The 22,376-nt window shown below is 67.0% G+C and carries 28 protein-coding genes; 13 read left to right on the plus strand and 15 right to left on the minus strand.

The window, feature by feature from the left end; all coding sequences use genetic code 11:
• Window positions 1–134 precede the first annotated feature (134 nt).
• A complete protein-coding gene (locus tag ACVXZ4_RS10345; protein WP_461794766.1) occupies window positions 135–605 on the plus strand; it encodes a hypothetical protein in 471 nt (156 codons plus the stop codon).
• Entirely contained in the window at window positions 577–828 is a 252-nt protein-coding gene (locus tag ACVXZ4_RS10350) for a DUF1905 domain-containing protein (RefSeq protein ID WP_461794767.1), read from the plus strand. Before ACVXZ4_RS10345 ends, ACVXZ4_RS10350 begins: the two co-directional genes overlap by 29 nt.
• A 35-nt stretch (window positions 829–863) precedes the next feature.
• Here the strand turns inward: ACVXZ4_RS10350 and ACVXZ4_RS10355 are convergent, their stop codons facing one another.
• Both ACVXZ4_RS10355 and ACVXZ4_RS10360 read right to left on the minus strand, forming a co-directional pair.
• Window positions 864–1,373 (minus strand): SRPBCC family protein, encoded by a 510-nt coding sequence (locus ACVXZ4_RS10355; RefSeq protein ID WP_461794768.1) that lies wholly within the window; start codon window positions 1,371–1,373, stop codon window positions 864–866.
• Window positions 1,370–1,696: an ArsR/SmtB family transcription factor gene (locus ACVXZ4_RS10360; RefSeq protein WP_461794769.1), complete on the minus strand. Its 327-nt coding sequence runs from the start codon at window positions 1,694–1,696 to the stop codon at window positions 1,370–1,372. The genes ACVXZ4_RS10355 and ACVXZ4_RS10360 overlap by 4 nt, the downstream gene beginning before the upstream one ends.
• A gap of 98 nt (window positions 1,697–1,794) precedes the next feature.
• Between ACVXZ4_RS10360 and ACVXZ4_RS10365 the strand changes: the two genes are divergently transcribed.
• The gene (locus ACVXZ4_RS10365; RefSeq protein ID WP_461794770.1) at window positions 1,795–2,559 is read left to right on the plus strand and encodes a low temperature requirement protein A; all 765 of its coding nucleotides are present in this window, start codon (window positions 1,795–1,797) and stop codon (window positions 2,557–2,559) included.
• Complete coding sequence (locus tag ACVXZ4_RS10370; protein ID WP_461794771.1) at window positions 2,544–2,903, plus strand: hypothetical protein; 360 nt, start codon at window positions 2,544–2,546, stop codon at window positions 2,901–2,903. The genes ACVXZ4_RS10365 and ACVXZ4_RS10370 overlap by 16 nt, the downstream gene beginning before the upstream one ends.
• A 6-nt stretch (window positions 2,904–2,909) precedes the next feature.
• On the opposite strand, the gene ACVXZ4_RS10375 is transcribed toward ACVXZ4_RS10370, so the two are convergent.
• From ACVXZ4_RS10375 to ACVXZ4_RS10385, 3 genes are read right to left on the minus strand one after another with little or no spacing between them, the layout of a single operon-like run.
• Window positions 2,910–3,887, minus strand: a complete 978-nt coding sequence (locus tag ACVXZ4_RS10375) for a squalene cyclase (RefSeq protein ID WP_461794772.1) — start codon at window positions 3,885–3,887, stop codon at window positions 2,910–2,912.
• A 44-nt stretch (window positions 3,888–3,931) separates the two neighbouring features.
• A complete protein-coding gene (locus ACVXZ4_RS10380; RefSeq protein ID WP_461794773.1) occupies window positions 3,932–4,249 on the minus strand; it encodes an ArsR/SmtB family transcription factor in 318 nt (105 codons plus the stop codon).
• Window positions 4,246–4,719, minus strand: a complete 474-nt coding sequence (locus tag ACVXZ4_RS10385) for an SRPBCC family protein (RefSeq protein ID WP_461794774.1) — start codon at window positions 4,717–4,719, stop codon at window positions 4,246–4,248. The genes ACVXZ4_RS10380 and ACVXZ4_RS10385 overlap by 4 nt, the downstream gene beginning before the upstream one ends.
• A gap of 335 nt (window positions 4,720–5,054) precedes the next feature.
• Here ACVXZ4_RS10385 and ACVXZ4_RS10390 point away from each other — a divergent pair, with 335 nt between their 5' ends.
• Window positions 5,055–5,360, plus strand: coding sequence for a cold-shock protein (locus ACVXZ4_RS10390; protein ID WP_461794775.1), 306 nt, complete (start codon window positions 5,055–5,057; stop codon window positions 5,358–5,360).
• A 29-nt stretch (window positions 5,361–5,389) separates the two neighbouring features.
• Here ACVXZ4_RS10390 and ACVXZ4_RS10395 read toward each other — a convergent pair whose 3' ends face one another.
• The 4 genes from ACVXZ4_RS10395 to ACVXZ4_RS10410 all read right to left on the minus strand — a co-directional run bounded on the left by ACVXZ4_RS10395 (window position 5,390) and on the right by ACVXZ4_RS10410 (window position 8,586).
• Entirely contained in the window at window positions 5,390–5,557 is a 168-nt protein-coding gene (locus ACVXZ4_RS10395) for a hypothetical protein (RefSeq protein ID WP_461794776.1), read from the minus strand.
• A gap of 37 nt (window positions 5,558–5,594) precedes the next feature.
• Window positions 5,595–6,149, minus strand: a complete 555-nt coding sequence (locus ACVXZ4_RS10400; RefSeq protein WP_461794777.1) for an isochorismatase family protein — start codon at window positions 6,147–6,149, stop codon at window positions 5,595–5,597.
• A 94-nt stretch (window positions 6,150–6,243) separates the two neighbouring features.
• Entirely contained in the window at window positions 6,244–6,879 is a 636-nt protein-coding gene (locus ACVXZ4_RS10405) for an acetate uptake transporter (protein WP_461794778.1), read from the minus strand.
• A 69-nt stretch (window positions 6,880–6,948) separates the two neighbouring features.
• Window positions 6,949–8,586 carry an AMP-binding protein gene (locus tag ACVXZ4_RS10410; RefSeq protein ID WP_461794779.1) on the minus strand — a complete coding sequence of 546 codons (1,638 nt, stop codon included), beginning with the start codon at window positions 8,584–8,586 and terminating at the stop codon, window positions 6,949–6,951.
• Window positions 8,587–8,705: 119 nt separating this feature from the next.
• Between ACVXZ4_RS10410 and ACVXZ4_RS10415 the strand changes: the two genes are divergently transcribed.
• On the plus strand, window positions 8,706–9,569 hold the full coding sequence (locus ACVXZ4_RS10415; RefSeq protein ID WP_461794780.1) for a helix-turn-helix transcriptional regulator: 864 nt from the start codon (window positions 8,706–8,708) through the stop codon (window positions 9,567–9,569).
• A 75-nt stretch (window positions 9,570–9,644) separates the two neighbouring features.
• Here ACVXZ4_RS10415 and ACVXZ4_RS10420 read toward each other — a convergent pair whose 3' ends face one another.
• Genes ACVXZ4_RS10420 through ACVXZ4_RS10435 form a run of 4 tightly spaced genes read right to left on the minus strand, consistent with a single transcriptional unit; the run spans window position 9,645 to window position 13,379 of the window.
• Window positions 9,645–10,490 carry a zinc-ribbon domain-containing protein gene (locus tag ACVXZ4_RS10420; protein WP_461794781.1) on the minus strand — a complete coding sequence of 282 codons (846 nt, stop codon included), beginning with the start codon at window positions 10,488–10,490 and terminating at the stop codon, window positions 9,645–9,647.
• A gap of 48 nt (window positions 10,491–10,538) precedes the next feature.
• Window positions 10,539–11,396, minus strand: a complete 858-nt coding sequence (locus ACVXZ4_RS10425; RefSeq protein ID WP_461794782.1) for an ABC transporter permease — start codon at window positions 11,394–11,396, stop codon at window positions 10,539–10,541.
• A complete protein-coding gene (locus ACVXZ4_RS10430) occupies window positions 11,383–12,324 on the minus strand; it encodes an ABC transporter ATP-binding protein (protein ID WP_461794783.1) in 942 nt (313 codons plus the stop codon). Before ACVXZ4_RS10430 ends, ACVXZ4_RS10425 begins: the two co-directional genes overlap by 14 nt.
• An 8-nt stretch (window positions 12,325–12,332) precedes the next feature.
• A complete protein-coding gene (locus ACVXZ4_RS10435; RefSeq protein ID WP_461794784.1) occupies window positions 12,333–13,379 on the minus strand; it encodes a LolA family protein in 1,047 nt (348 codons plus the stop codon).
• A gap of 106 nt (window positions 13,380–13,485) precedes the next feature.
• On the opposite strand from ACVXZ4_RS10435, the gene ACVXZ4_RS10440 reads away from it, so the two are divergent.
• Both ACVXZ4_RS10440 and ACVXZ4_RS10445 read left to right on the plus strand, forming a co-directional pair.
• Window positions 13,486–13,944, plus strand: a complete 459-nt coding sequence (locus ACVXZ4_RS10440; protein WP_461794785.1) for a hypothetical protein — start codon at window positions 13,486–13,488, stop codon at window positions 13,942–13,944.
• Window positions 13,941–14,342, plus strand: a complete 402-nt coding sequence (locus ACVXZ4_RS10445) for a YchJ family protein (RefSeq protein ID WP_461794786.1) — start codon at window positions 13,941–13,943, stop codon at window positions 14,340–14,342. Before ACVXZ4_RS10440 ends, ACVXZ4_RS10445 begins: the two co-directional genes overlap by 4 nt.
• 16 nt (window positions 14,343–14,358) lie before the next feature.
• On the opposite strand, the gene ACVXZ4_RS10450 is transcribed toward ACVXZ4_RS10445, so the two are convergent.
• Window positions 14,359–15,132, minus strand: coding sequence for an IclR family transcriptional regulator (locus tag ACVXZ4_RS10450; protein ID WP_461794787.1), 774 nt, complete (start codon window positions 15,130–15,132; stop codon window positions 14,359–14,361).
• 89 nt (window positions 15,133–15,221) lie between these two features.
• On the opposite strand from ACVXZ4_RS10450, the gene hutH reads away from it, so the two are divergent.
• From hutH to hutI, 4 genes are read left to right on the plus strand one after another with little or no spacing between them, the layout of a single operon-like run.
• Entirely contained in the window at window positions 15,222–16,793 is a 1,572-nt protein-coding gene (gene hutH, locus ACVXZ4_RS10455) for a histidine ammonia-lyase (protein WP_461794788.1), read from the plus strand.
• Complete coding sequence (gene hutU / locus ACVXZ4_RS10460; protein ID WP_461794789.1) at window positions 16,790–18,496, plus strand: urocanate hydratase; 1,707 nt, start codon at window positions 16,790–16,792, stop codon at window positions 18,494–18,496. The genes hutH and hutU overlap by 4 nt, the downstream gene beginning before the upstream one ends.
• Before the next feature lie 9 nt (window positions 18,497–18,505).
• Complete coding sequence (locus tag ACVXZ4_RS10465; RefSeq protein WP_461797958.1) at window positions 18,506–19,819, plus strand: formimidoylglutamate deiminase; 1,314 nt, start codon at window positions 18,506–18,508, stop codon at window positions 19,817–19,819.
• Window positions 19,819–20,994 (plus strand): imidazolonepropionase, encoded by a 1,176-nt coding sequence (hutI, locus tag ACVXZ4_RS10470; RefSeq protein ID WP_461794790.1) that lies wholly within the window; start codon window positions 19,819–19,821, stop codon window positions 20,992–20,994. Before ACVXZ4_RS10465 ends, hutI begins: the two co-directional genes overlap by 1 nt.
• 22 nt (window positions 20,995–21,016) lie before the next feature.
• Here the strand turns inward: hutI and ACVXZ4_RS10475 are convergent, their stop codons facing one another.
• Window positions 21,017–21,403 (minus strand): TraR/DksA family transcriptional regulator, encoded by a 387-nt coding sequence (locus ACVXZ4_RS10475; RefSeq protein ID WP_461794791.1) that lies wholly within the window; start codon window positions 21,401–21,403, stop codon window positions 21,017–21,019.
• Window positions 21,404–21,596: 193 nt separating this feature from the next.
• Between ACVXZ4_RS10475 and ACVXZ4_RS10480 the strand changes: the two genes are divergently transcribed.
• Entirely contained in the window at window positions 21,597–22,358 is a 762-nt protein-coding gene (locus ACVXZ4_RS10480) for an MIP/aquaporin family protein (protein WP_461794792.1), read from the plus strand.
• Window positions 22,359–22,376: the final 18 nt, after the last annotated feature.

Below are 22,376 nucleotides of genomic sequence, written 5' to 3' on the forward strand. Positions count from 1 at the left end.
GCAGAAGTATTCGGATTGAAACTCTTGTCCAGTCGGAGCGGGAGCTGAAACGCGTACCCTTTCCCGACTGTGGCTAGGAGAATCGACGGCATCGGGCCCTCCGGCTCCACAGCCGTACGAAGGAAGAGACCAGCGTGAATAATCTGTACGACGAGGAAATTCGTGGCCACCACAGCATGCGCGATCATGTTCTGACTGTCTTCTCCGACAACGACCTGGACTACAAGCTTCCCGGCGCGAACCCCCGCCTGGCCGATCTGCTGATTGAGATGGGCACCCTTCAGGGTGTCTACACCCATTCCTTCCGGACCTTCGAACTCGACTGGGCACACCGAGAGCTTCCTACTCCGGACTCGGTGACAATCTCGACCCTTCGATCCTGGTTCGATGGGCAGGACGATGCTTTGAAGACCGTGATGGATCGGTTCACGGACGACGAGCTGCACATCGACCGAATCGACCGCGGGGGCGGCTTCATCGCCTCTCCATTCATTCAGCACGAGATCTATCGGGAAGCGGTCTATATCTTCTACGGCAAAATCAGCGTCTATCTGAAGGCGCTGAATCGAGACGCAGGTGACAGTTGGGCGGCCTGGGTCGGGTGAGCTGATCGAGTATCCCGCTGGTGCGGAGCCGTCGGCAACGATTCTGCGCACCCGCTACCTCGTCAAAGTCGAAGGAACTATCGATGGCGAGCCTTTCCGCGGCGCCTTCATGGCACTGGACGACGGAACACACAAGCTGCGCGTGACCGCCGCCATCCGCAAATCCATCGGGAAGACCGACGGCGACGACGACACGGTCCACTTGTCCCACCGGATCAGCTGAGGCTGCGCCCTTCGGTGTGACAACGGCAACGGTCCTCACCAGCAGATGATTTGACTACCTGTCGGGCCCCGTGTGTCCGTCTTCGCTTTAAGCTCCCGCACGGCGGAAAGCAGCTCGCGTTCGAGGGCGAGGAGAACGAACGTCCAGCCCTCTCGATAGGCGGTTGCGGCGGTGTCATCGTCCCAGGGCCCCCGATGGACGATCGAGACCGCGGTCGAGGCGTCGGAGTCGCTGAATCGCACCTCCACCGCCTCCTCCCCCTGCACCCCGTCGGGATCACTCCAGACCCAGGTGATGACGAGACGTGATGGCGCATCGACCGCGAGATAGATTCCGCTGACGACGATCCCCGCGGCAGGGGCGACGAACCGATATGACCCACCCACCCTCACGTCGGCCTCGATCTCCACGTCCGGCCAGTGGTTCCACCACCAACGCGCGAGACCTGCAGTGGTGGTCCACGCCACCCAGACCTGCTCTCTGGGCGCGGCGATGGTGTGTCGCATCCTCAGCTCGCGGCCCGCCCCGGTGTCGATGTCTCTCATTCGCGGTCCCCCTGGACTGGTGCGAACGATTCGTCCAGAGCGGTCAGCTGATCGGCCCAGAATCTTCGGCGGTCCCGCAGCCAGTCCTCGAGTTCGTCGAGACGCTCCCGCTCGAGACTGTAGATCCTCCGCGCGCCGCTGGCTGTGCTGCGCGCGAAGCCACTCTCCCGGAGAACCCGCAGCTGATTGGAGACCGCCGGCTGTCCAATCGAGAACTCGTCGCGGATTCGGGTGGTCAACTCCCCCGACGAACGCTCGCCGTCTCCGAGCAGTTCGACAAGGCGCCGTCGAACCGGGTCCCCGAGAATATCCAGCACATGCATGCGCTTATATCATCACAGACTGATATCACTGTCAAGCGATATAAAATTGCGGACGGCACACCGTGAGCCAGCCGGGCTCGCAGCGGTACCTCCGTGGCATGACCGACACCGAGGCCACGCCTGTGTGGCGTGTCGACTGGCTCGAGCTCTTCTTCGACCTCATGTTCGTCGTCATCATCAAACAGCTGACGGATGTGCTGCGCGGCCAGCCCGGTCCCGGCGACTTCGCCAAAGTGGTCCTGCTCTTCGCGCTGGTGTGGTTGGCGTGGCTGAATGTCACCACTTTCGTGAATCTCAGCGGTGACCGTTCGCTGGACCGCCGCATCCCGGTGCTGGTGTCGATGGCCGGTGTGGCGCTGGTCGCCATCTCGATCCCGGAGGCAACGGGAAGTGGTGCCCTGCTGTTCGTAATCGGTTATTCGGTTGCCCGCATCGCGCTGTGGCCGCTGTGGACGAAGGTCAACCGCGGCACCGAGCGCGGCCCGCTCCAGGCGGTGATTTACGGCCCAGGCTTCGCCCTGCTCTGGCTCGCCTCCATCCTCGTGCCGGAGCTCGGGCGCCCGTGGGTCTGGCTGGGACTCCTCGTGGCGGAGCTGGCTTTCACCGCACCGGGAGTCGTGCGCGTTCGTTTCACCGCATCCCACCTAGTCGAGCGCGTCGGGCTGTTCATCATGATCGTGCTCGGGGAGTCGGTCGTCGAACTGATCTTCGCGGTGAACATGCACCAGTCGGCACTCGCCTGGGTGGTCTCCGCCGTCACGTTCATACTGATCTGCGCGATCTGGTGGCGCTACTACCAGTCGGGCACGCCACTGGCCGAGCGGATCCTGAGGCACGGGTCGGGGTGGTGCTTCGCGACGTGATCGTCGTGGCCCACTTCTTCATCGTGCTCGGCCTGAGCGGCCTGGCTGCGGGACTGGGAGCCGCGATCGAACACGCGGACGAGTCGCATCTGCCCTATGGCACCGTTGCGGCGCTGGCAGTCGGTATCGGGCTGTACCACGTTGCCCACGTCGAGATCGCCTGGCGATACGGAATCCAGCCGGTGACGCTCGCGCTACTCGGCGTTGTCGGGCTGCTGGCCGCAGCCGTTCTCCTGCTGTTCGGAGCGGGATGGCCGTCGTGGCTGCTGGTCGCGGTGCTGCTGGTCGACGCGGCAGCGCATGCGCTGATCTCCCCTATCGTGCAACGGCGGCTGATCCGCTGACAGCCGTCACCGGGCATCCCACCAGGCCAGCACTCTCGCGGCGTAGAACGTGAGCCACGGTGAGGGAGCGCCGACGTCGACGTCGACGTCGAACCAGACCCTCCCCGGGTACCTTCGCTCTTGGAGCCAGGAACCGTCGGGCTGGCGGGCGCGTCGGATCGATTCGACGGCATCGGACAGACGCGGATCGGGTGGAGTGCGATCGACCAAGGACGCCGTCCGGAAGTAGTCCGCCGCGTTCAGGGCGGTGTAGAACGAGCGGAACGGATACGCGAGCCGCGTCACCCGCGGGCCGAGGATCTCGCCCGTGGAGAGGGAATAGAGCAGCCGGCGATTGAGCAGATACCCCTCTCCCCCATGACGCGCCGCCCGCATCGCGTCGGTCCCGCCGGTCGTCATCTCCCACGCCAGGATGCCCTTCAGGCTGTTGAGCGTCGAGTCGAAGGACGAGCGGGTGGATCCCTCGACCCACTCGCAGTTCCAGCCGCCGTCCTCCAGACGATGCTGCGGGAACCACTCCACGAGCGCCGAGACATCCGCCCCGAGCCAGGCGCCGTTGGCGAGAGTCCAGGCGTTGATGCAGCAGTCCACCTCGCCGTCCCAGTACGGCCCGTCGTTGTATTCCCAGTGACTGTTGACGGCGAGCTTCGCTGCGGTGCCGTCGAGGGCCGAGGCATCCACTCCCCACTCGCGGAGCGCGTTGAGTGACCAGGTCGTCGCCGTCCAGGGCTGGCCCGACCCGTCCGCCGCTTCCGGCCCGGCGAAATCGAAGTCCCTGGGGAAGAACGCTCCTCCGGCCCATTGGCCGTCTGGATCCTGCCGCGCGAGCAGCTCGGCGCCGAAGCCTTCGGTGGTCACCCGCGCCCTCGTCGACTCCCACTCCCCCGGTGGCAACTCGAGCAGGTCGCGCTCGACCTGCCACCGCAGTGCGACGTCGGTGTCCAGGAGCCAGGCGCGCAGCTCGGGATGAAGATCGTTCACCATCGTCCCATCATGCAGACGGTCGTCTCGGGGCGCAATCCGCGTGCCTACAGCCCCTCCGCGATGACCTTGATGGCCGCGAGCCGGCGATCCCAGTCGGCACCGATGCGCTCCAGGCGTCGAGCGGTGTCGCTCAGGTTCGCGCCGAGCACGCGGAAACGCAGCTCTCGGCCAACGCGCACGGACTCGACGAGACCCACCTTCTGCAGCAGAGCGAGATGCTTGGCGATCGCCTGGCGGCTGACCGGAAGCTTCTCGGCGAGAGCTGACGCCGACGCATCCCCCTCGCCGAGAGCCACGAGGATGCTCCAGCGCGTCTCATCTCCCAGCGCGGCGAACACCGGTACAAGAGTGATCGAGGTCACGATCCGCCTTCGAGGTAGGCGACGAGCTCGTCGAGTTCGCTGTCCCAGCCGCCGCGGTTGCTCTCCATGCTTGCGGCCGGATCGACGAGCTTGTCGAAGCCGGACTCGACGACGGTGAGCTGCGTTCCGCCAGCGATCGCCTCGAGAGTGAAGCGGAAGACGGTCGAGTTGTCCGGGTCGAGCGAAGTCGCCGCGGTGTTGTCGTTGCCCCAGCGATAGGCGATCGTGTGGGGCGGATCCAACTCTTCGATTCGAACCGGGAAGTCGCCGTAGCCGTCCCACGCGAAGGTTCCCTGTGCCCCGACCTCGACCCGGTCGAGGATCGTGCGATCGCCGAACCAGCGCGAGATGAGGTCGGCCTGGGTCACGGCAGCCCAGACCTTTTCGATGGGGGCCGCGATGCTGATCGTGCGTCGGACGGTGAACTCGTCGCTGTCGACGACGGAGCGTTCGTTTTCGGTCATAGTCATGATCCTGTTCCTTTCTGTCGGTTGATGCAACCCTAGAGTTGCACAAAATTGGCGTGAGCGCAATCATTTAGTTGCACTTAGCGGCGGGGGTCCTCTCCCTGGCGCCTTCTCGCCCGGTGCGGTCCTCCCTGCTCAAGCTCCCCGGTGCGGTCCCCCCGGCTCAACTTCCCCGGTGCGAGTTCCCCTGTTCGCGGATCAGGAGTCGCGGACGACACGCCGCGGACAAGACCCGTGACACGCCGCATCCGAGCCACAACTCCTGATCCGGGAACGCAGACGGGCTCGCTTATGCCGGCGCAAGCCACATGGATACGGCCGTTTGCGATACTGGATGCATGACCTCGACCGGCACCGTGCTGAGCTGGTTTCCCGAGCAGGGTTGGGGCGTTATCGCCTCGGCCGACACCGCGGGCGGATGCTGGACGCACTTCTCCAGCCTGCGGATGTCGGGCTTCCGGGCGTTGGCACCCGGCGCCGTCGTCGAGTTCGAATACGAATCGTTTGCCCAGGACGGCTACGGGTACCGAGCGCTCGAGGTCGTCCCGCACGGGGCACCGCCGGTCACGCCGGACCGGACGATCGACGCACCAGAGTCAGCGGCCTATCGGAGCATCATCACCATCACGCCCCGTGAATCCTGACACCCGCGTGATCAGTGACCGACCGCAATTCACCGGCGCGAAGCGGAGGTCTGGCAGTCCGAGCGCGACTTCGGTGCCAGCATCGGCCGTGCGGCATCCGAGTCGAACGACCCCCGCAGCGAGTGGATTAGGCCGTGCGGGCCGATGATCGTGCTGCTGGCCCGCGCCGCCACCGGAGCGGAGGCGGGAGAGCTCATCGAATCAGAGTGAGCCCCTCTGGCTAAGCGGTCTCGATCAAACGGTGAAGGACACCTCTTCGGTGCTCGCGACGGCGGCAGTACGGCCCGGAGCTCCCTGGAACTGCCAGTAGAGGTTCGTGTGGGCGATCACCTGCGGCGGCGGCGGCGCGCCCCACTCGCTCTGGTCGTTGGTGGTGTGCGCATCGCCGACGAGGGTGACGTCGTAGCCACGCGCGAACGCGCCGTGGATCGTGGAGCGGATGCACGCATCCGTCTCCGCGCCCGCCACGACCAGGCGTCCCACTCCGAGGCTCGCGAGCACCTGCTCGAAGTCGGTCGCCTCGAAGGAGTCTCCGAAGTGCTTGTGCACGAGCGGCTCGGAGTCGAGGCGAAGAAGTTGCGGCACATACTGCCACTCCTCGCTCCCCCGCTCCAGGCCGTCGTCGGAATGCTGCACCCACACGATGGCAACACCCTCGTCGCGGGCCCGGCCGACGAGGGTGTTGATGTTGGCGACGACCGCGTCGCGCTGATAGGCCTCCGCGACGACGCCGTTCTGCACGTCGATCACCACGAGCGCGGTCTGGGGACGATCCGAAAGTGAGGTCATGAGTGTCTCCTCTCGAGGGGTGGAATTCCCTCTCCAGGAGACACGTTAGGCCGATCCGACGACATCCGACCCCTGGCCGTCATCGTGTGATTGATCAGGCGGTCGGCCAGACGGGCAGCACCACGCGCTTCCAGGTGGCGTTGGTCACGACGGCGAAGGATCCGTACCAGGCGAGCACGGCGGCGATGAGTCCGAGCCATCCGCCCAATCGGGTGATACCGACCACTCCCGAGAAGGCTCCGATGGTGAGGGCGATGAACGTGAGCGTCACCGCGACGAAGGTCGCGAACAGCACCGCGTTGGTCTTCGCCGATGCCACTGTCATCAGCGCGGAGAAGACCGTCCAGGCGAGCAGGAACGCTCCGACCCCGGCAGCTCCCGCGGCCTTCTCGACCTCGGGGTTGGTCAGCAGCCACCAGAAGGCGAGCCAGAACGCGCCGTAGGAGGTGAAGGCCGTCGCCCCGAAGGTGTTTCCTTTCACGAACTCCCACATTCCGGCGGCGAGCTGGGCGAGCCCCCCGTAGAACAATGCGATACCGAGAACCGCGGCTCCCGCTCCCCCGACGATTCCGGAATTGGCGAGGCTCAACACGAAGGTCGTGAGGGCGAATGCTCCCAGGCCGAGGGCGGCCGGATCCGCGATGATCCGCGGCTGGGAGAGGGCCGGGGCGACCTCGGTGAGATCGAATTCCCGCGAGCGGGATGACAGGTGGTCGGTGATGGTGCTCATGTAACACTCCTTCGTGTGGTGGGCGGCGTGCGGACCGGGCCGGCGGGTGCCGATCCGGTGGACTGGGGGTTAGTGCGTCGACACGGGATCGGGGCGCGTCGAGCGTGCGCGCAGGAGCGCCTTCACGATCTTGCCGGTGGCCGTTCGCGGAAGTGCGTCGACGAAGACCACGGAGTCCGGAACCTTGAAACGGGCGAGGGTCAATCGGGCATGGGTGGAGATCTCCTCGGCGGTGGCGAAATGACCCTCGTGCAGAAGCACGTAGGCCTCGGGGCGCTCGCCCCAGGTCTCGTGGGCAAAACCGACCACCGCGACATCCGCGACGCTCGGGTGGGATGCGATCGAGTTCTCCACCTCGATCGACGAGATGTTCTCACCGCCGGAGATGATGATGTCTTTCGCGCGATCCTTCACCTCGACGTAGCCATCGGGATGCATCACCCCGAGGTCGCCGGTGTGGAACCAGCCGCCGGCGAATGCAGCCGCAGTGGCGTCGGCATCCCTGTAATAGCCGATCATGACGTTGTTGCCGCGCAGGACGATCTCGCCGATGGTCGTGCCATCCCGTGGCACATCCCCCATGCCGGCATCAACCACGCGCGGAGCCTCCGCCTGCACCATCGAAACACCCTGACGGGCGATCATCGTCGCTCGCGCGGCGGGAGCCAGCTCGTCCCACGACTCCTGGTATTCGCAGATGGTGAACGGCCCATAGGCCTCTGTGAGCCCGTAGACGTGAACCACAGTCGCCCCGAGTCGTTCGAGGCGCTCGATGATCGTGGGCGACGGGGGCGCACCCGCCGTCGTGATGCGCAGCGGGCGCTCCAGCGGGTGAGCGTCGTCTGAGTCGGCGATGACGCTGCAGACCGTCGGGGCCCCGCACAGGTTGGTCACCCCGAGCCTGTCGATGGCTGCCCAGACGGATGCCGGTCGCACGGCGCGAAGGCAGACGTGCGTCCCGCTCGCCGCGGTGACGGCCCAGGGGGTGCACCAGCCGTTGCAGTGGAAGAGGGGAAGGGTCCACAGATACACCGATTTGTTGTCGAGGCCATTGTGGAACACCTCTCCCATCGCGTTGAGATAGGCGCCGCGGTGGCTGTACATCACCCCCTTCGGTTTGCCGGTGGTGCCGGAGGTGTAGTTGATCGAGATGACCGCCCGCTCGTCATCGATCTCCCAGCGCACCGGCGTCGAATCCGGTGCCGTGGCGGATCCGAAGGCCAGATAGGACTCCTGGCCGATGTTCACCACGCTCTCTGCACATCCGAATTCCGCGTCGGGGATCTCCACGATCGCTCGCAGGGCCGGGCACACTCGGAGGGAGTCTCCGACGGCCGACGCGAATTCGGCGTCGAAGAAGAGCAGGCTCGCCTCGGAGTGCTCGAGCACGTAGCGAACCTCGGCCGGGGCGAGACGGGGATTGAGCGAGATCAGGACGCCCCCGGCCAATGGCACTGCGAACTGCGCGATGAGCATCTCCGGAGTATTGGGCGACAGGAACACCACACGGTCGCCCGGAATGATGCGGGAGCGGATGGCACGGGCGAGCGCCTCGGCCGCCGTGGCGAACTGCGCATAGGTGTAGGTCCTCGCCCCGTAGACGATGGCGGTCTTCGCAGGGAAGACCTCCGCTGACCGCTTGAGGAAGCGCAGCGGAGTCAGCGGCGAGTCGTTTGCCGAATCGAGGGGCTGTGACGTCAGCGGCATGGCATTTCTCCTATGAAATGGTCATCGAGAACGGGTCGGGAGTCGGTGTTCCCGGCCTGTTACGATGCAGGCTAAGGGAACATCGAAGTGCCCGACTACCGCCTTAAGGAGGTAGCTGAATGACCGTTGCGACTCCGGGATCCGGGCCTTCTCACGACCTCGATCTGCTTCAGAAGAGCCTTCGCGCGCTCGCGTCACGCATCGACCTCCCGGTCACTTTCGGCGGGCTCGCCACCCGTGACGGGGCTCCGCTGACCTCCTTCGTCGGAACGCTGGGGCAGAGCATCCACGGCCTGGTGATCGAACCGACCCAGGGCCTCGGCGGTCGCGCGCTCGCCGAGCGCAAGCCCGTCACCGCGACCCATTACCGGCAGGCGACCTCGATCACCCATCGCTACGACCGCGAGGTGTCAGCCGAAGGGATCGTGTCGCTGCTCGCGGTGCCGATCGTGGTGGACGGTGCGGTGAGGGCGGTGATCTACGCCGGCCATCGCCGACCGACCCAATTCGGCGACACGGTGCTCAAGGGCGCCCTCGGTGTGGCGCGAGACCTGGCCTGGGAGTACTCGGTGCACGACGAAGTGGAGCGTCGGCTCGCTGCCCTGGAGAGCGAGGGCGGTCTGGCCGGACATCGGTCGGGCGATCAGGCCGAACGCCAGGACCGACGCGCGCTGTTCGCGGAACTCCGCGAGATCGGGCGTGAAATCGACGACCCCGGCCTGGCGCGGCGTCTCGAGCGCGCATCCCAGGGTCTCGCTCCCCGGGACGCGCCCGTCTCGGCGAACGCACCGACCCTGTCTCCACGAGAGCTCGATGTGCTCGCCCAGATCGCCCTCGGCAAACAGAATGCGACGGTCGCACGCCAACTCGGGCTCACGGAGAGCACCGTGAAGAGCTACCTGTCGACGGCCATGCGCAAGCTCGAGGCCGGGAGCCGGTATGAGGCTGTCGTCGCCGCCCGGCGGGCTGGAATTCTCCCCTAGGCGCGACCTCCACGAACACCGTGACCGGCCCCTCTGCGGCTTCAGGCTGCCCGATATCGCCGTGGCGGACCGACGTCACGGAATTCGTCGGTAGCACTCGACGATCAGCTCCCCGCGGATCTCCCCCAGCCTCTCGATGACGCGGTCGACAGTCTTCGCGGAGACGCCGGTCGCCACGATGTCCCACGCCCCGATCGGCTTCAGCTTTCCGCAGCGGATGCGGATGACCTCCCATCCGGCCGCCCGCAACAGCCGGTCCTTCTGTCGGTCTGCCTGTTCGCGGCGACCGACGTGCTCGAGACCGTCGCGCCCCGTCGTGTCGTACTCGATGGCCACCTTCAGCTCGTCGATGACGATGTCCGGCCACACTTCGAGGTGAGAGAAGAACGGCCGGGGTACCCGTACCGCATTGACCCCGAAATCCACGGCGAGTCGCCCGGCGAGACGATGCCGCAAGTCGCCCTCCGCCGCAGAGGTCGGTTTGGGTGCTCGCAGGCTGTAAAAAGCCTCACCGACGACGACGTCTTCGACGGTCACGGGCGTGCGCCGCACGGCTGTGCGCTTCGCCCGGGGTCGCACCGGTGACAGGGCACGGGACGGGACCGGTGCCCGCTTTCTCGTCGCCCCCGCGGCGCATTCGGGACACCAGGTCGACCGGCGTCGCGATTGCCCCGGGCGCTGTCGCTGCTCGTCGGGGGTCGCCACGAAACGGTGCCCGACGTCGCACTGCCAGACGAGGTAGACCTCGGCGGCCGGGGGCACCTGGGTCAGCGTGATCCCCGAGTTCAGATCGGGGTGGTACTGACGAACCAGCACCGGATATCGCTCCCAATCGCCACGGTAGCGACCGACCGGATAGGGGACGTCGGTGCCCTTCGACCACTGGCGTCTCGCCCACCAAGTGCCCACCGGTTCTGCCATGGCCCCAGGATGCCCGATCCATCCGACACTAGGAAAGGATGCCCGACACTAGGAGAGGATGTCCTTCGTGGTGAAGCGCCCGAAAGCGAGCGCGCCGAAGATCAGGATGTAGCCGCCCTGCAGGATCAGGTTGCTGCCGAAGGAGTCCCAGGAGATCGGCTGCCGAAGAAGGTCGGCGAAACCGAGCCAGTAGTGGCTGAACAGCCACGGGTGCAACCAGTCGAGTTGCGGAAGCGAATCGAGCACCTGGGAGACGACGGACAAGACGATCGTGGTGGCCATGGCACCGACCGGCACGTCGGTCATCGTCGAGATGAACAGGCCGATCGCCGAGAGGCCGAGCAGCGAAACGGTGATGTAGGCCGCGATCAGCAGTGAGCGCACGACCGACTCGCCGACCGCGATCGTGTCGCCGGAGAGCAGGGTGACCGGGCCGATCGGGAACAGGGCGATGCCGATCAGCGCACCGGCGATCGCCACCGCGAGCGTCGCGGCAAGACAGAAGACGGCCGTCGCGAGGTACTTCACGATGAGCAGCCTCACTCGACCCGCCGGAGCGACCAGCAGGTAGCGGAGGGTGCCCGCACTCGCCTCACCCGCGATCGTGTCACCGGCAACGACTCCAACCGTGAGGGGCAGGAAGAGAGGCACCGAGACGAGCAGCCCGACGAAACTCACGAACAGGCCGTTCTGGCTCACCTGGTCGAGGAAAGCGGGCCCGCGCCCGGACGACTGGCCGGAGGAGGTCAGCCGCACCGCCAACGCGATCAGCACCGGGATCAGAGCGAGGGAGGCGAGCATCGCCCAGGTACGACGGCGTCGGAAGAGCACCGAGATCTCTGAACCCAGCAGGGGAAGACCGAGGCTGGGACGGGACCGTGCGGCGAGAGAATCAGCCTGCGACATCGAATCCCTCCCCGGTGAGATCGACGAACCGCTGCTCGAGGCTCGGCCGATCGATGGTGAATGACCGCACCCGCACCCCTGCCTCCACGAGGGCCGCCACCACGGCATCCGGTTCGGGCTCGATTGTGCCGAACGCGGCGAGCACTTCGGCGCCGGTGGGTCCGGCGGCGACGGTCATCCCGAACCGCTCGAGCACTGCGGTCGCGGCAACCCGGTCCGGGCTCTCCAGCTTGAGACGCGCTCCCCCGACCCCTCGCAGCTCGGAAATGGTGCCCTGCGCCACAAGGCGGCCGACGCTCATCACGGCGGCATCGGTGCAGATCTGCTCGATCTCGGCGAGCAGGTGACTCGAGACGAACACCGTCGTTCCCTCCGCTGCGAGGGACCGGATGAGGCTGCGCACCTCGCGGGTGCCCTGGGGATCGAGCCCGTTCGTGGGTTCGTCCAGCACGAGAAGCCGCCGGGGGGTGAGCAGCGCGTTGGCGATACCCAGTCGCTGCTTCATGCCGAGCGAGTACGCCTTCACCTTCTTGCCGGCGGCATGCGACAGCCCTACCCGCTCGAGGGCGGCCTCCACCCGGGAGTGTCGGGTTGCGGATGTCGCGTGGCCGTCGGCGGTATCGAGCCGGTGGAGGTTGGCGGCTCCGGAGAGGTAGGGATAGAAACCAGGGCCCTCGACGAGTGCACCGACCTCGGGGAGCACGTTCCGCAGCTCGTCGGGCATCGAACGGCCGAGTACCTCGATCTCACCGGTCGTCGCCGACGCGAGGCCGAGCAGGAGACGGATGGTCGTGGTCTTGCCCGACCCGTTGGGACCGAGGAACCCGAACACCGAGCCGGCCGGCACCCGAAGGTCCACCTCGTTCACGGCGAGCTGCGCCCCGAATCGTTTGGTGAGGCCGTCGGTGCGGATCGCGAATTCGCTCACCGGCAGGGTCACTTCGTCGCGGAAGCAGCCTGGAGTTTCGCCACCGGCACCGAACCGGCGAAGATGCGTCCGTCATCCGTCAGCAGGACGTTGACGAGACTCGTGTGGAACAGGCGGCCCCCACTCACCGGGGTGGTGAGCTTGCCGAACAGTGGAGAGGAGGTTGCGCTCGGGGCACCCTTGCCTGCCGAGAGGGAGACGATCGTATCCCAGCCCGTTCCCGAGACCGTCGGCTTCGCCGCATCGGTCTTCGACGGAGCCGGACGAGCCGAATCGGCAGTCGGCGCCTTCTCGGTGACCTTCGCTCCGGCGGGCGGGGTGAAGGCGAAGAGTGCGGCATCGGGGGTAGCGAGGTCGAGCTTCGAGAACCCGACGCTGAAAGCGGGGGCCTTCTGGGCGCGCGCGAAGACGTCGACCGAGAGCGGCAGGCCGGTGACGGAGTCGACGGCGATGGAGACCGAACCGACCAGGGTGTCGGTGGTCTTCGGGGTCAACACAAGGTCGTAGGCGGTGCGGCCGGCGACCCGGAGATCTGAGCCGAGGGACACGGTGGTCGTGGAATCGACGGAGGAGAGGAACTTAGCGGCGAGCTGGTCCGGAGTGGTGACCATGCCCTCTGTGGGCGTCTTCGCGGCCTGAGCCGTGAGACTCGAGTGCACCGCGGTCTTCTTCTTCGAGTCGTACAGCCACACCTCAGATCCGTTGCGCACCAGGTCGCGCTCGGCCATGTTGTCGAGAACCTGCACCCGCTGTTTCGTCGATCCGTCCACGAAGATGCGGGCATCGTGCGAACCGGTGAGCAACTCGAGGGCGGATCCCGCCGAGGCATCCGCTCCCGTCGTGGGCAGCGACGGAAGCCCGAGGTTCGAGGTCTGGGTGATGGTGCCGGTCAGCGCGCTGACCTTCTCACCCGCAGCGAGGGCGAGCACCTGGGCGGGGGTCTTGGCCGGCAGGTTCACCGCGGCATTGGCGGAGAGCGGAACCGCGACGGCGGCGGACGCGATCAGTACGGGCACCGCGACGGCGGGCATCCACTTCAACCAGGTGCGTGACATAGCGCAAAGGTACTCCGCGATACCGACAGTTGGCTGCGTGATTGTCCGAGAGCCACACGCGCATAAGCGGGCCGACAATTGGCTGTTCATGAGATATGTTCGCCCGATGGATGAATCCCACAGGCTGAATGCGATGTCCGATTCGCTCGACGAACCGTTCGGTCAGCCGCTCCGAGGCGCCTGGTGGGCGCGGTCTCCCCGGCATCGGCCCTTCGCGAGTTCTCGAGGACAGACGATCGACCTTGTCCTCGCCATAGTCCTAACAGTGGGGTTGATCGCCACGAGCGGGTTCCTGATCTTCATGAATTTGTTCCTCGGCTTCGCGTTCGACGCCTGCAGCGACCCGCGCCTCGACTGCAATTACACGCTGGGTGCCGTCGCCTGGTACACCCTTCCGATCGTCGCAATCATCGTTCTATTCGCCACGATTGTCCTGATCGTAAAGAGATACGGCAGAGCGAGAGTCATCTGGTGGATTCCCTGTGCCGGAATCGGAGTGGTTGTAGGTACTTTCTGTTTCGGGATCGCACTCGTCAATTTCGCAGTCGGAACGTTGCCGACATGAGCGCCGAAAGGGGGCAGCTGTCTCCCCTGCGCTGCCCCTGTCTCAGCGGCGACAGCTTCGACGCCTGCTGCGCACCCTTCCATCGCGGAGATTCCTGGCCTGCAACGGCCGAACGCCTCATGCGGTCGCGCTATTCGGCATTCGCTGTCGGTGACCGGGATTACCTGCTCGCCAGCTGGCATCCGGATTTCCGCCCCCCGACCCTCGAGCTCGACCCGGAGGTGCGCTGGTACCGTCTCGACGTCGTCGGGCGCACCGCCGGTGGGCTGCTCGACACCACGGGCACCGTCGACTTCCGGGCCTACTGGCGGGCGGCGGATGGCACGGCCGGCGTGCAGTCCGAGAACAGTCGATTCGGTCGAGCCGAGGGCCGCTGGGCCTACCTAGGCGAAGCCTGAGCCGCGCGCAGCCTCTTCAGCGGCCGCTGATACGGCGTGAGAGTTCGGCGGCGACACCGCCGATCTGCGCCGCGAGCTCTGGCCAGCGATCGACCGGGATGGCGTCGCGCGGGAACGACACCGCGATGCCCGCCGCCGGCCAGCCGGCGTGGTCCCGCACGGCCACCGCGACGGACGCGATGCCCTCCGTGACATCCCCGTCCTCGGCGGCGAAACCGCGTTCGCGTACCCCGTCGAGCAGGCGGGTGAGCTCCGCATAGCTCGACGGCCCGGACTCCGAGTGGTGCACAAAACTCGCGCTGGTGGGGAAGAGCGCCCGCAGCTGCGACTTGGGCAGGGTCGCAAGCAGCGCCCGCCCGCTCGCGGTGACCTGGCTCGGCAGCCGCACCCCGACATCCGTGACAAGGTGAGGGCGTCGGGGAGCGCGCTCCTCGATGAGGTAGACGACGTCGCGCCCGTGGAGCACGGCCAGATGGGCGCTCTCACCGAGGCGATCGACGAGAGCGGAGAGAATCGGGCGGCCCAGTCGGGTGAGCGGCTCCTGCCGCATGAATCCCGAGCTCAACTCGAACGCGGCGATGCCGATCCCATAACGCCGGGCCTCGGGAAAGTGCAATACGAAGCCGTGTTCCTCGAGCACACCGAGCAAGCGGTAGACCGTGGAGCGAGGAAGGTCGAGCGCATTCGCGATGGTCGAGGCGGCTACTGGACCGCGCTGCGCCGACAGCAGCCCGAGGATGCGGAGAGTGTGGTGTGCCGCCGGTGACGGATGGCTCGCACGGTCTTCCATCTGCTCCTCCCGCCAACTGTCCCGTATCTGGGACGGTGGACAGCCTAATGGCGTGGCGGTCGGGCTCACCGAGGGAGTCTGATGGGGGCATGACGCTTTCTACGACTCCACATCCGGTCGCCGTCCGCCCGGTCATCATCGGGATCGGCGCGCTCAGCCCCGCCCAGGTGGTGGCCATCGCGCGCCACGACGCTCCGATCGAGATCGACGCCGCGGCTCGAGTCGCGGTGAGCGCGAGCCGGCAGACTATCGAACAGCTCGCGAGCGACATCGAGCCCCACTACGGCATCTCCACCGGCTTCGGTGCACTCGCCACCACTTTCATCGCCGAGGATCGTCGTCGCCAGCTTCAGCGCAGCCTCGTTCGATCCCATGCAGCGGGATCCGGACCAGAGGTGGAACGCGAGACCGTGCGCGCCCTGATGGCCCTGCGACTGTCCACCCTGCTCACCGGACGCACCGGTATCCGGCTCGAGACGGCCGAGGCCTATGCGGGCATCCTGAATGCCGGCATCACCCCGGTGGTGCGCGAATTCGGCTCGCTGGGTTGCTCTGGCGACCTAGCGCCCCTCGCGCACTGCGCCCTCGCCCTCCTGGGCGAAGGCACGGTCCGCGACCATGACGGCATCCTGATGCCGGCCGCCGACGCGCTTGCAGCGGCCGGCCTCCGTCCCGTCGTGCTGGCCGAGAAGGAGGGACTCGCCCTCATCAACGGTACGGATGGGATGCTCGGCCAGCTCGTGCTCGCCCTCGACGATCTCGGGCGGCTGCTCTCTACCGCCGACCTGTCGGCCGCGATGTCGGTGGAGGCATTGCTCGGCACCGACGCCGTGTTCGCGGGGGATCTCGCCTCCCTCCGCCCCCAGTCCGGCCAACAGGTCTCGGCAGCGAACCTCCGTAAGCTGCTCGCCGGCTCCCCGATCGTGCAGAGCCACAAGGGTCCGGAGTGCACCCGCGTGCAGGACGCCTACTCGCTGCGTTGCGCGCCCCAGGTGCACGGCGCCGCCCGTGACACGGCCGACCACGCGAGGATGGTCGCCGGTCGCGAGCTCGCCTCCGCCGTCGACAATCCGGTGGTCACCCTCGACGGCCGGGTCGAGTCGAACGGCAATTTCCATGGCGCTCCCGTCGCCTACGTGCTCGATTTCCTCGCAATCGTGATCGCGGATGTCGCGAGCATGTCCGAGCGCCGCACCGATCGCATGCTCGATCCCTCCCGAAGCCAGGGCCTGCCCGCATTCCTCGCGCACGAGGTGGGAGTCGACTCCGGGCTCATGATCGCTCAGTACACCTCGGCCGGCATCGTGTCGGAGCTCAAGCGCCTCGCCGCCCCGGCATCCGTCGATTCGATCCCCTCGTCGGCTATGCAGGAGGACCACGTGTCCATGGGCTGGGCCTCGGCTCGCAAACTACGCAGCGCCATCGACGGCCTCACCCGGGTGTTGGCGATCGAGATCCTCACCGCCTCCCGCGCACTCGACCTTCGCGCTCCCCTGCTCCCCGGCCGCGGCACCGGATCCGCCGTCAGCGAGGTGCGCCGGGATGTCCCGGGCCCCGGCCCGGACCGCTACCTCTCCCCCGAAATCGAGTCCGTCGTCGAGGCCGTCGCCTCTGGCCGGATCCTTGCCGCCGTCCGCACCGTGATCGGAGACCTCGCATGACCGCTGAGAATGCCTCGACCCAGACCTCGACCGCCCAGAAGCCGCCGACCTCGGGCCCGCGACCGGTTCGCGCCGCCCGGGGATCGCCCCTCACGGCGAAGAGCTGGCAGACCGAAGGTCCCCTTCGAATGCTGATGAACAACCTCGACCCCGAGGTCGCCGAGCATCCCGACGACCTCGTCGTCTACGGCGGCACTGGTAAAGCCGCGCGCAATTGGGAGTGTTACGACGCGATCGTCCGCACCCTCGAGACTCTCGACAGCGACGAGACCCTCCTGGTGCAGTCAGGCAAGCCGGTGGGGGTGTTCCGCACGCACGAGTGGGCGCCCCGCGTGCTGATCGCCAACTCCAACCTCGTCGGCGACTGGGCAACGTGGCCGGAGTTCCGTCGGCTCGAGCAGCTCGGCCTCACCATGTATGGCCAGATGACCGCGGGGTCCTGGATCTACATCGGCACGCAGGGAATCCTCCAGGGCACTTACGAGACCTTCGCCGCTGTCGCCGACAAGAGGTTCGGGGGCACGCTCGCCGGCACCATCACCCTCACCGGCGGGGCCGGCGGCATGGGCGGCGCCCAGCCGCTCGCCGTCACGATGAACCACGGCGTCGTACTGATCGTCGATGTCGACCGCAGCCGGCTCGAACGACGGAAAGCACGCGGCTACCTCGACGAGATCGCCCACGACCTCGAGGATGCCCTTCGCCGGGTGATCGCGGCCAAGGAATTGCGCATCCCCGTGTCGGTCGGGCTCGTCGGCAACGCCGCGACGGTGTTCACCGAGCTGCTCGAGCGACGTGCGCCCATCGACATCGTCACCGACCAGACCTCGGCCCACGACCCGCTCGCCTATCTTCCCGAAGGCATCCCGGTCGAAGATTGGAAGCAGCGCTCCGCCGATGATCCGCAGGCTTTCACCGAGCTGTCCCGCGCGAGCATGGCGAAGCAGGTGCGTGCCATGGTCGGATTCCAGGATGTCGGAGCCGAGGTCTTCGACTACGGAAACTCCCTCCGGGCCGAGGCGAAACTCGGCGGCTATGAGCGCGCCTTCGACTTCCCGGGGTTCGTGCCCGCTTACATCCGCCCCCTCTTCGCCGAGGGCAAAGGGCCGTTCCGCTGGGTGGCCCTGTCCGGCGACCCGGCAGACATCGCGGCGACGGACCGTGCCATCCTCGAACTGTTCCCGAACGACAAGAAACTCCACCGCTGGATCACCGAGGCGGGGAAAAAGGTGCATTTCGAGGGCCTCCCCGCGCGCATCTGCTGGCTCGGCTACCAGGAACGTCACCGTGCCGGCCTGAAATTCAACGAGATGGTCGCCTCGGGCGAGCTGAGCGCGCCCGTCGTCATCGGGCGGGACCATCTCGACTCCGGCTCCGTCGCGTCGCCCTACCGCGAGACCGAGGGAATGGCGGATGGCTCGGACGCCATCGCCGACTGGCCGCTGTTGAATGCGCTGCTCAACACCGCCTCCGGAGCCACCTGGGTCTCGATCCACCACGGCGGTGGGGTGGGCATCGGCCGGAGCATCCATGCGGGCCAGGTGATCGTCGCTGATGGCACCGATCTCGCCGCCGAGAAGATCGCGCGGGTGCTGGTGAACGACCCGGGTACCGGCGTCATGCGGCACGTCGACGCCGGCTACGACCGGGCCGCCGAGGTGGCCCGCGAACGCGGCCTGCGTGTGCCGCTCTGGGAGTACTGAGTGGCGGTGATGCACTGCGCCGTGCTCGTGCGCCCCGGCTCGATCGAGCGGGACGTGCGCATCGAGACGGATGCCGCGGGCCGCGTCGCCGACGTCCGCTCCGGGGTCCTGCCGGGCGCCGGTGACCTGCGGCTCGGAACCGTTCTGCCGGGTTTCGCCAATGCTCACTCGCACGCGTTCCACCGGCTCCTGCGCGGCACCACGCATTCGGGCGGCGGCGACTTCTGGCAGTGGCGCGACTCGATGTACCGGGCTGCCGCACAGCTCGATCCCCCACGACTCTTCCTGGTGGCCCGAGCCGTCTTCGCCGAGATGCTGGTCAGCGGCTACACCGCGGTGGGCGAATTCCACTATCTCCACCACCGGGTCGATGGGTCGTCCTACGCCCCCGCCCACGCGATGGAGCTGGCCATCGCCGAAGCGGCCCGCGAGGTGGGCATCCGACTGGTGCTTCTCGACACCTGCTACCTCGACGGAGCTATCGGTCAGCCGCTCTCTCCCCGGCAGCGCCGTTTCGGTGATGGCTCAGCGGAGCGCTGGATCTGGCGCTGGCGTGAGCTTGGCCCCGTGATCGAAAGCGACCGGGTGACGCTCGGTGCCGCCATCCACTCGGTGCGGGCGGTGTCACCCACGGCTATGGTGCAGATCCTCGACGCGCTCGGTCCCGAGATCCCGCTGCACATCCACGTCTCGGAGCAGCCGAAGGAGAACGCCGACTGTATGGCCGCTTACGGTGACACGCCGGTCGGGGTGCTCGCCGGGCTCGGGATGCTGCAGCCACGATTGAGCATCGTGCACGCCACCCACCTCACCCCCTCAGACCGCGCCCTCGTCAGCGCCTCCGGCTGCACCGTCGTGATGTGTCCGACTACGGAAGCCGACCTTGGCGACGGCATCGGCCCGGCACTCGACCTCTCGGTGGAAGGAACCCCGATCGCGATCGGCTCCGATCAGAATGCCGTCATCGATCCCTTCCTCGAACTGCGCGGCCTCGAAGCCGGCGAACGCCTCGCCTCCGGTCGACGTGGCCGATTCTCCCCCGCCGCCCTGCTGGCGACCGGTACGTCCGCTGGGTACGCCAGCCTCGGCATCAGTCGCAGTGTGCTTGAGATCGGCGATCCCTGCGACCTCGTGGAAGTCGATGCTTCATCCGTCCGCACGATCGGCTCGGCAACCGATCAACTGCTACTGACCGCGACCGCGTCTGACGTGCTTCGGGTCGTCGTCGGCGGGGGGATTGTCGCCGATCGCGGTCGACTTGCCGGCGCCGCCCGTGCGGAAGACCTCTTCGCCGAAGCCCTCGCCGCCCTCGGGAACGACTGATGTCCGAGCTCATCACCGACATCGGGGAACTCACCACCCAGTCCGACGATCGCCCTCGGCAGCACGATTCCGCCCTGGTGATCGATGACGGCAGAGTCGCCTGGATCGGCCCGGCCGCGAACGCCCCGGCCGCCGACAGCCGCACCTCGGTCGCGGGACGCGCGGTGATTCCGGGCTGGGTGGACTCGCACAGCCACCTCGTCTTCGCCGGCTCCCGGGATGCGGAATTCGAGGCCCGAATGGCCGGTCGGCGCTATGAGGCTGGTGGAATCGCGACGACGGTCGCCGCGACACGCGCGGCCACGGAGCAAACGCTCCTCCGAACAGCGACGACCCTGCGGCACGAGGCAGAGCTCCAGGGCACCACCTTTCTCGAGACCAAGACCGGCTATGGTCTGGACCTCGAAAGCGAGGCCCGCTCTGCACGGGTCGCCGCCTCCGTCGCCGACACCGTCAGCTTTCTCGGCGCGCACGTCGTGCCTGCCGGGATCGACCGTCGCGACTACCTCGACCTGGTGACCGGACCGATGCTCGCGGCGGTCGCACCGAACGTGCAGTGGATCGACGCATTCTGCGAGGTGGGGGCGTTCGATGTGGAGGAGTGCCGCGAAGTGCTGGACGCCGGTGCGGCCGCGGGTCTCGGCCTGCGACTTCACGGCAACCAGCTGGGCCGGAGCGGCGGAGTGCGGCTCGCCGTCGAACTCGGCTGTGCAAGCGTCGACCACTGCAACCACCTTGCAGACAGCGACATCGACGCGCTGGCATCCTCGTCGACCATCGCCACCCTCCTGCCGGCGTGCGATCTCTCCACGCGCGAGCCGCTCGCCCCCGCTCGACGGCTTCTGGATGCCGGGGTCGCGATCGCACTGGCGAGCAACTGTAACCCGGGCAGTTCATTCACCACGTCGATGCCCTTCTGCATCGCAGTGGCGGTACTCCAGATGGGGCTCACCATCGACGAAGCGGTCTGGGCAGCCACTCGGGGAGGCGCCCGGGCGCTCGGTCGGGACACGGGGTCGGATGCCGTCGGCTCGATCCGGGTCGGTGGTCGCGCCGACCTGCAGGTGCTCGACGCGCCATCGGTGGTGCATCTGGCCTATCGCCCGGGGGTGCCGCTGACGGCCGCAGTCTGGAGGCGGGGCATCCGCACTCCCCCGGCCCTCGCAGCCTTCTGAGGCAGCACCGCCGGTGCCGTGGTCACCCCTGAAGCTCCCGGGCGCAGTCGATGCAGAGTGCCGCGCTCGGCCGGGCTTCGAGTCGTGCGACGCCGATGGTTCGGGAGCACCGCGTACAGGTGCCGTAGGTACCAGACGCGAGCCGGGCGAGGGCGTTCTCGTTCTCACCAAGGCGGGCGACGAGGCCACTCCGGATCCCCTCGATGCGGGACCAATCCGATGAGAGCGTCGACCCCTCGGGATCGTGCTCGTCGTCGGCCGAGGAATCGGCGCGGGCGTCGCGCACGCCGGCGAGTTCCGACCGGGTGCGGTCGATGTCGCGCTCCAGGTCGGCTCGTTCCGCACGCACTTCGGCACCCAGTCGCGCCCTCTCGTGTGAGGAGAGCTGCACCGTCATGACGAGGTCCATTTCTGGCCGGTAGAACGGCCTTTCAGGCACGCCGAGTGCCGGATTGAATCGTATCGATCGCCACCGGAAGAAACCTCGAGATCAATTGTAACGGGGCCGTTATGTCGAGGGAAAGAGCGGATATGGTGGACGAAGAGCGCATCCGGCCGTCAACGCCCAGCTGGTGGCCCGTTCGTCAGATAGGAAGGTCAACGTGGACAGTCTCGGTCTAAAATTCCTCTCGGAGATAGTCGGAACATTTCTCCTGCTCCTGCTCGGTGGTGGAGTCGTCGCCAACGTCGCCCTCGCCAAAACCAAGGGTTTCAACGGTGGATTTCTCATGGTCACCTTCGGCTGGGGCCTCGCGGTCTTCGCCGGCGTCACGGCCGCCTACTACTCTGGAGCCCACCTCAACCCTGCCGTGACCATCGGCCTCGCTGTCAACGACCCAGGCAAATGGCCGATCGGCACGGTGCTGGTCTATCTGGCCGGCCAGCTGATCGGTGCATTCCTCGGTGCCATCGGCGTCTGGCTCGCGTACAAGCAGCACTTCGATGACGAGCCGGACCCAGCCAACAAGCTCGGCGTGTTCTCAACGGGACCTGCCATCCGCAGTTACGGCTGGAACCTCGTGACCGAGATCATCGGTACCTTCGTGCTCGTGTTCGTGGTGATCGCCTTCGGCCGCGGCGGAGATGCCGCGACCAACACCCCCGCCGGACTGGCCGCCCTCGGTGCGCTGCCTGTCGCGTTTCTCGTCGTCGGTATCGGTGCCTCGCTCGGTGGTCCGACCGGGTATGCCATCAACCCCGCCCGAGATCTCGGTCCCCGCATCGCTCATGCCATCCTCCCCATCAAGGGCAAGGGCGGAAGTGACTGGTCCTACGCGTGGGTACCGATCGTCGGCCCGCTCATCGGCGGTGCGCTCGCGGGCCTCCTCGCACATCCGCTCCTTCCCCTGCTCGCAAGCAAGTAGCAGCTCCCCATCAGAGAA

Source organism: Lacisediminihabitans sp. FW035 (assembly GCF_054880895.1).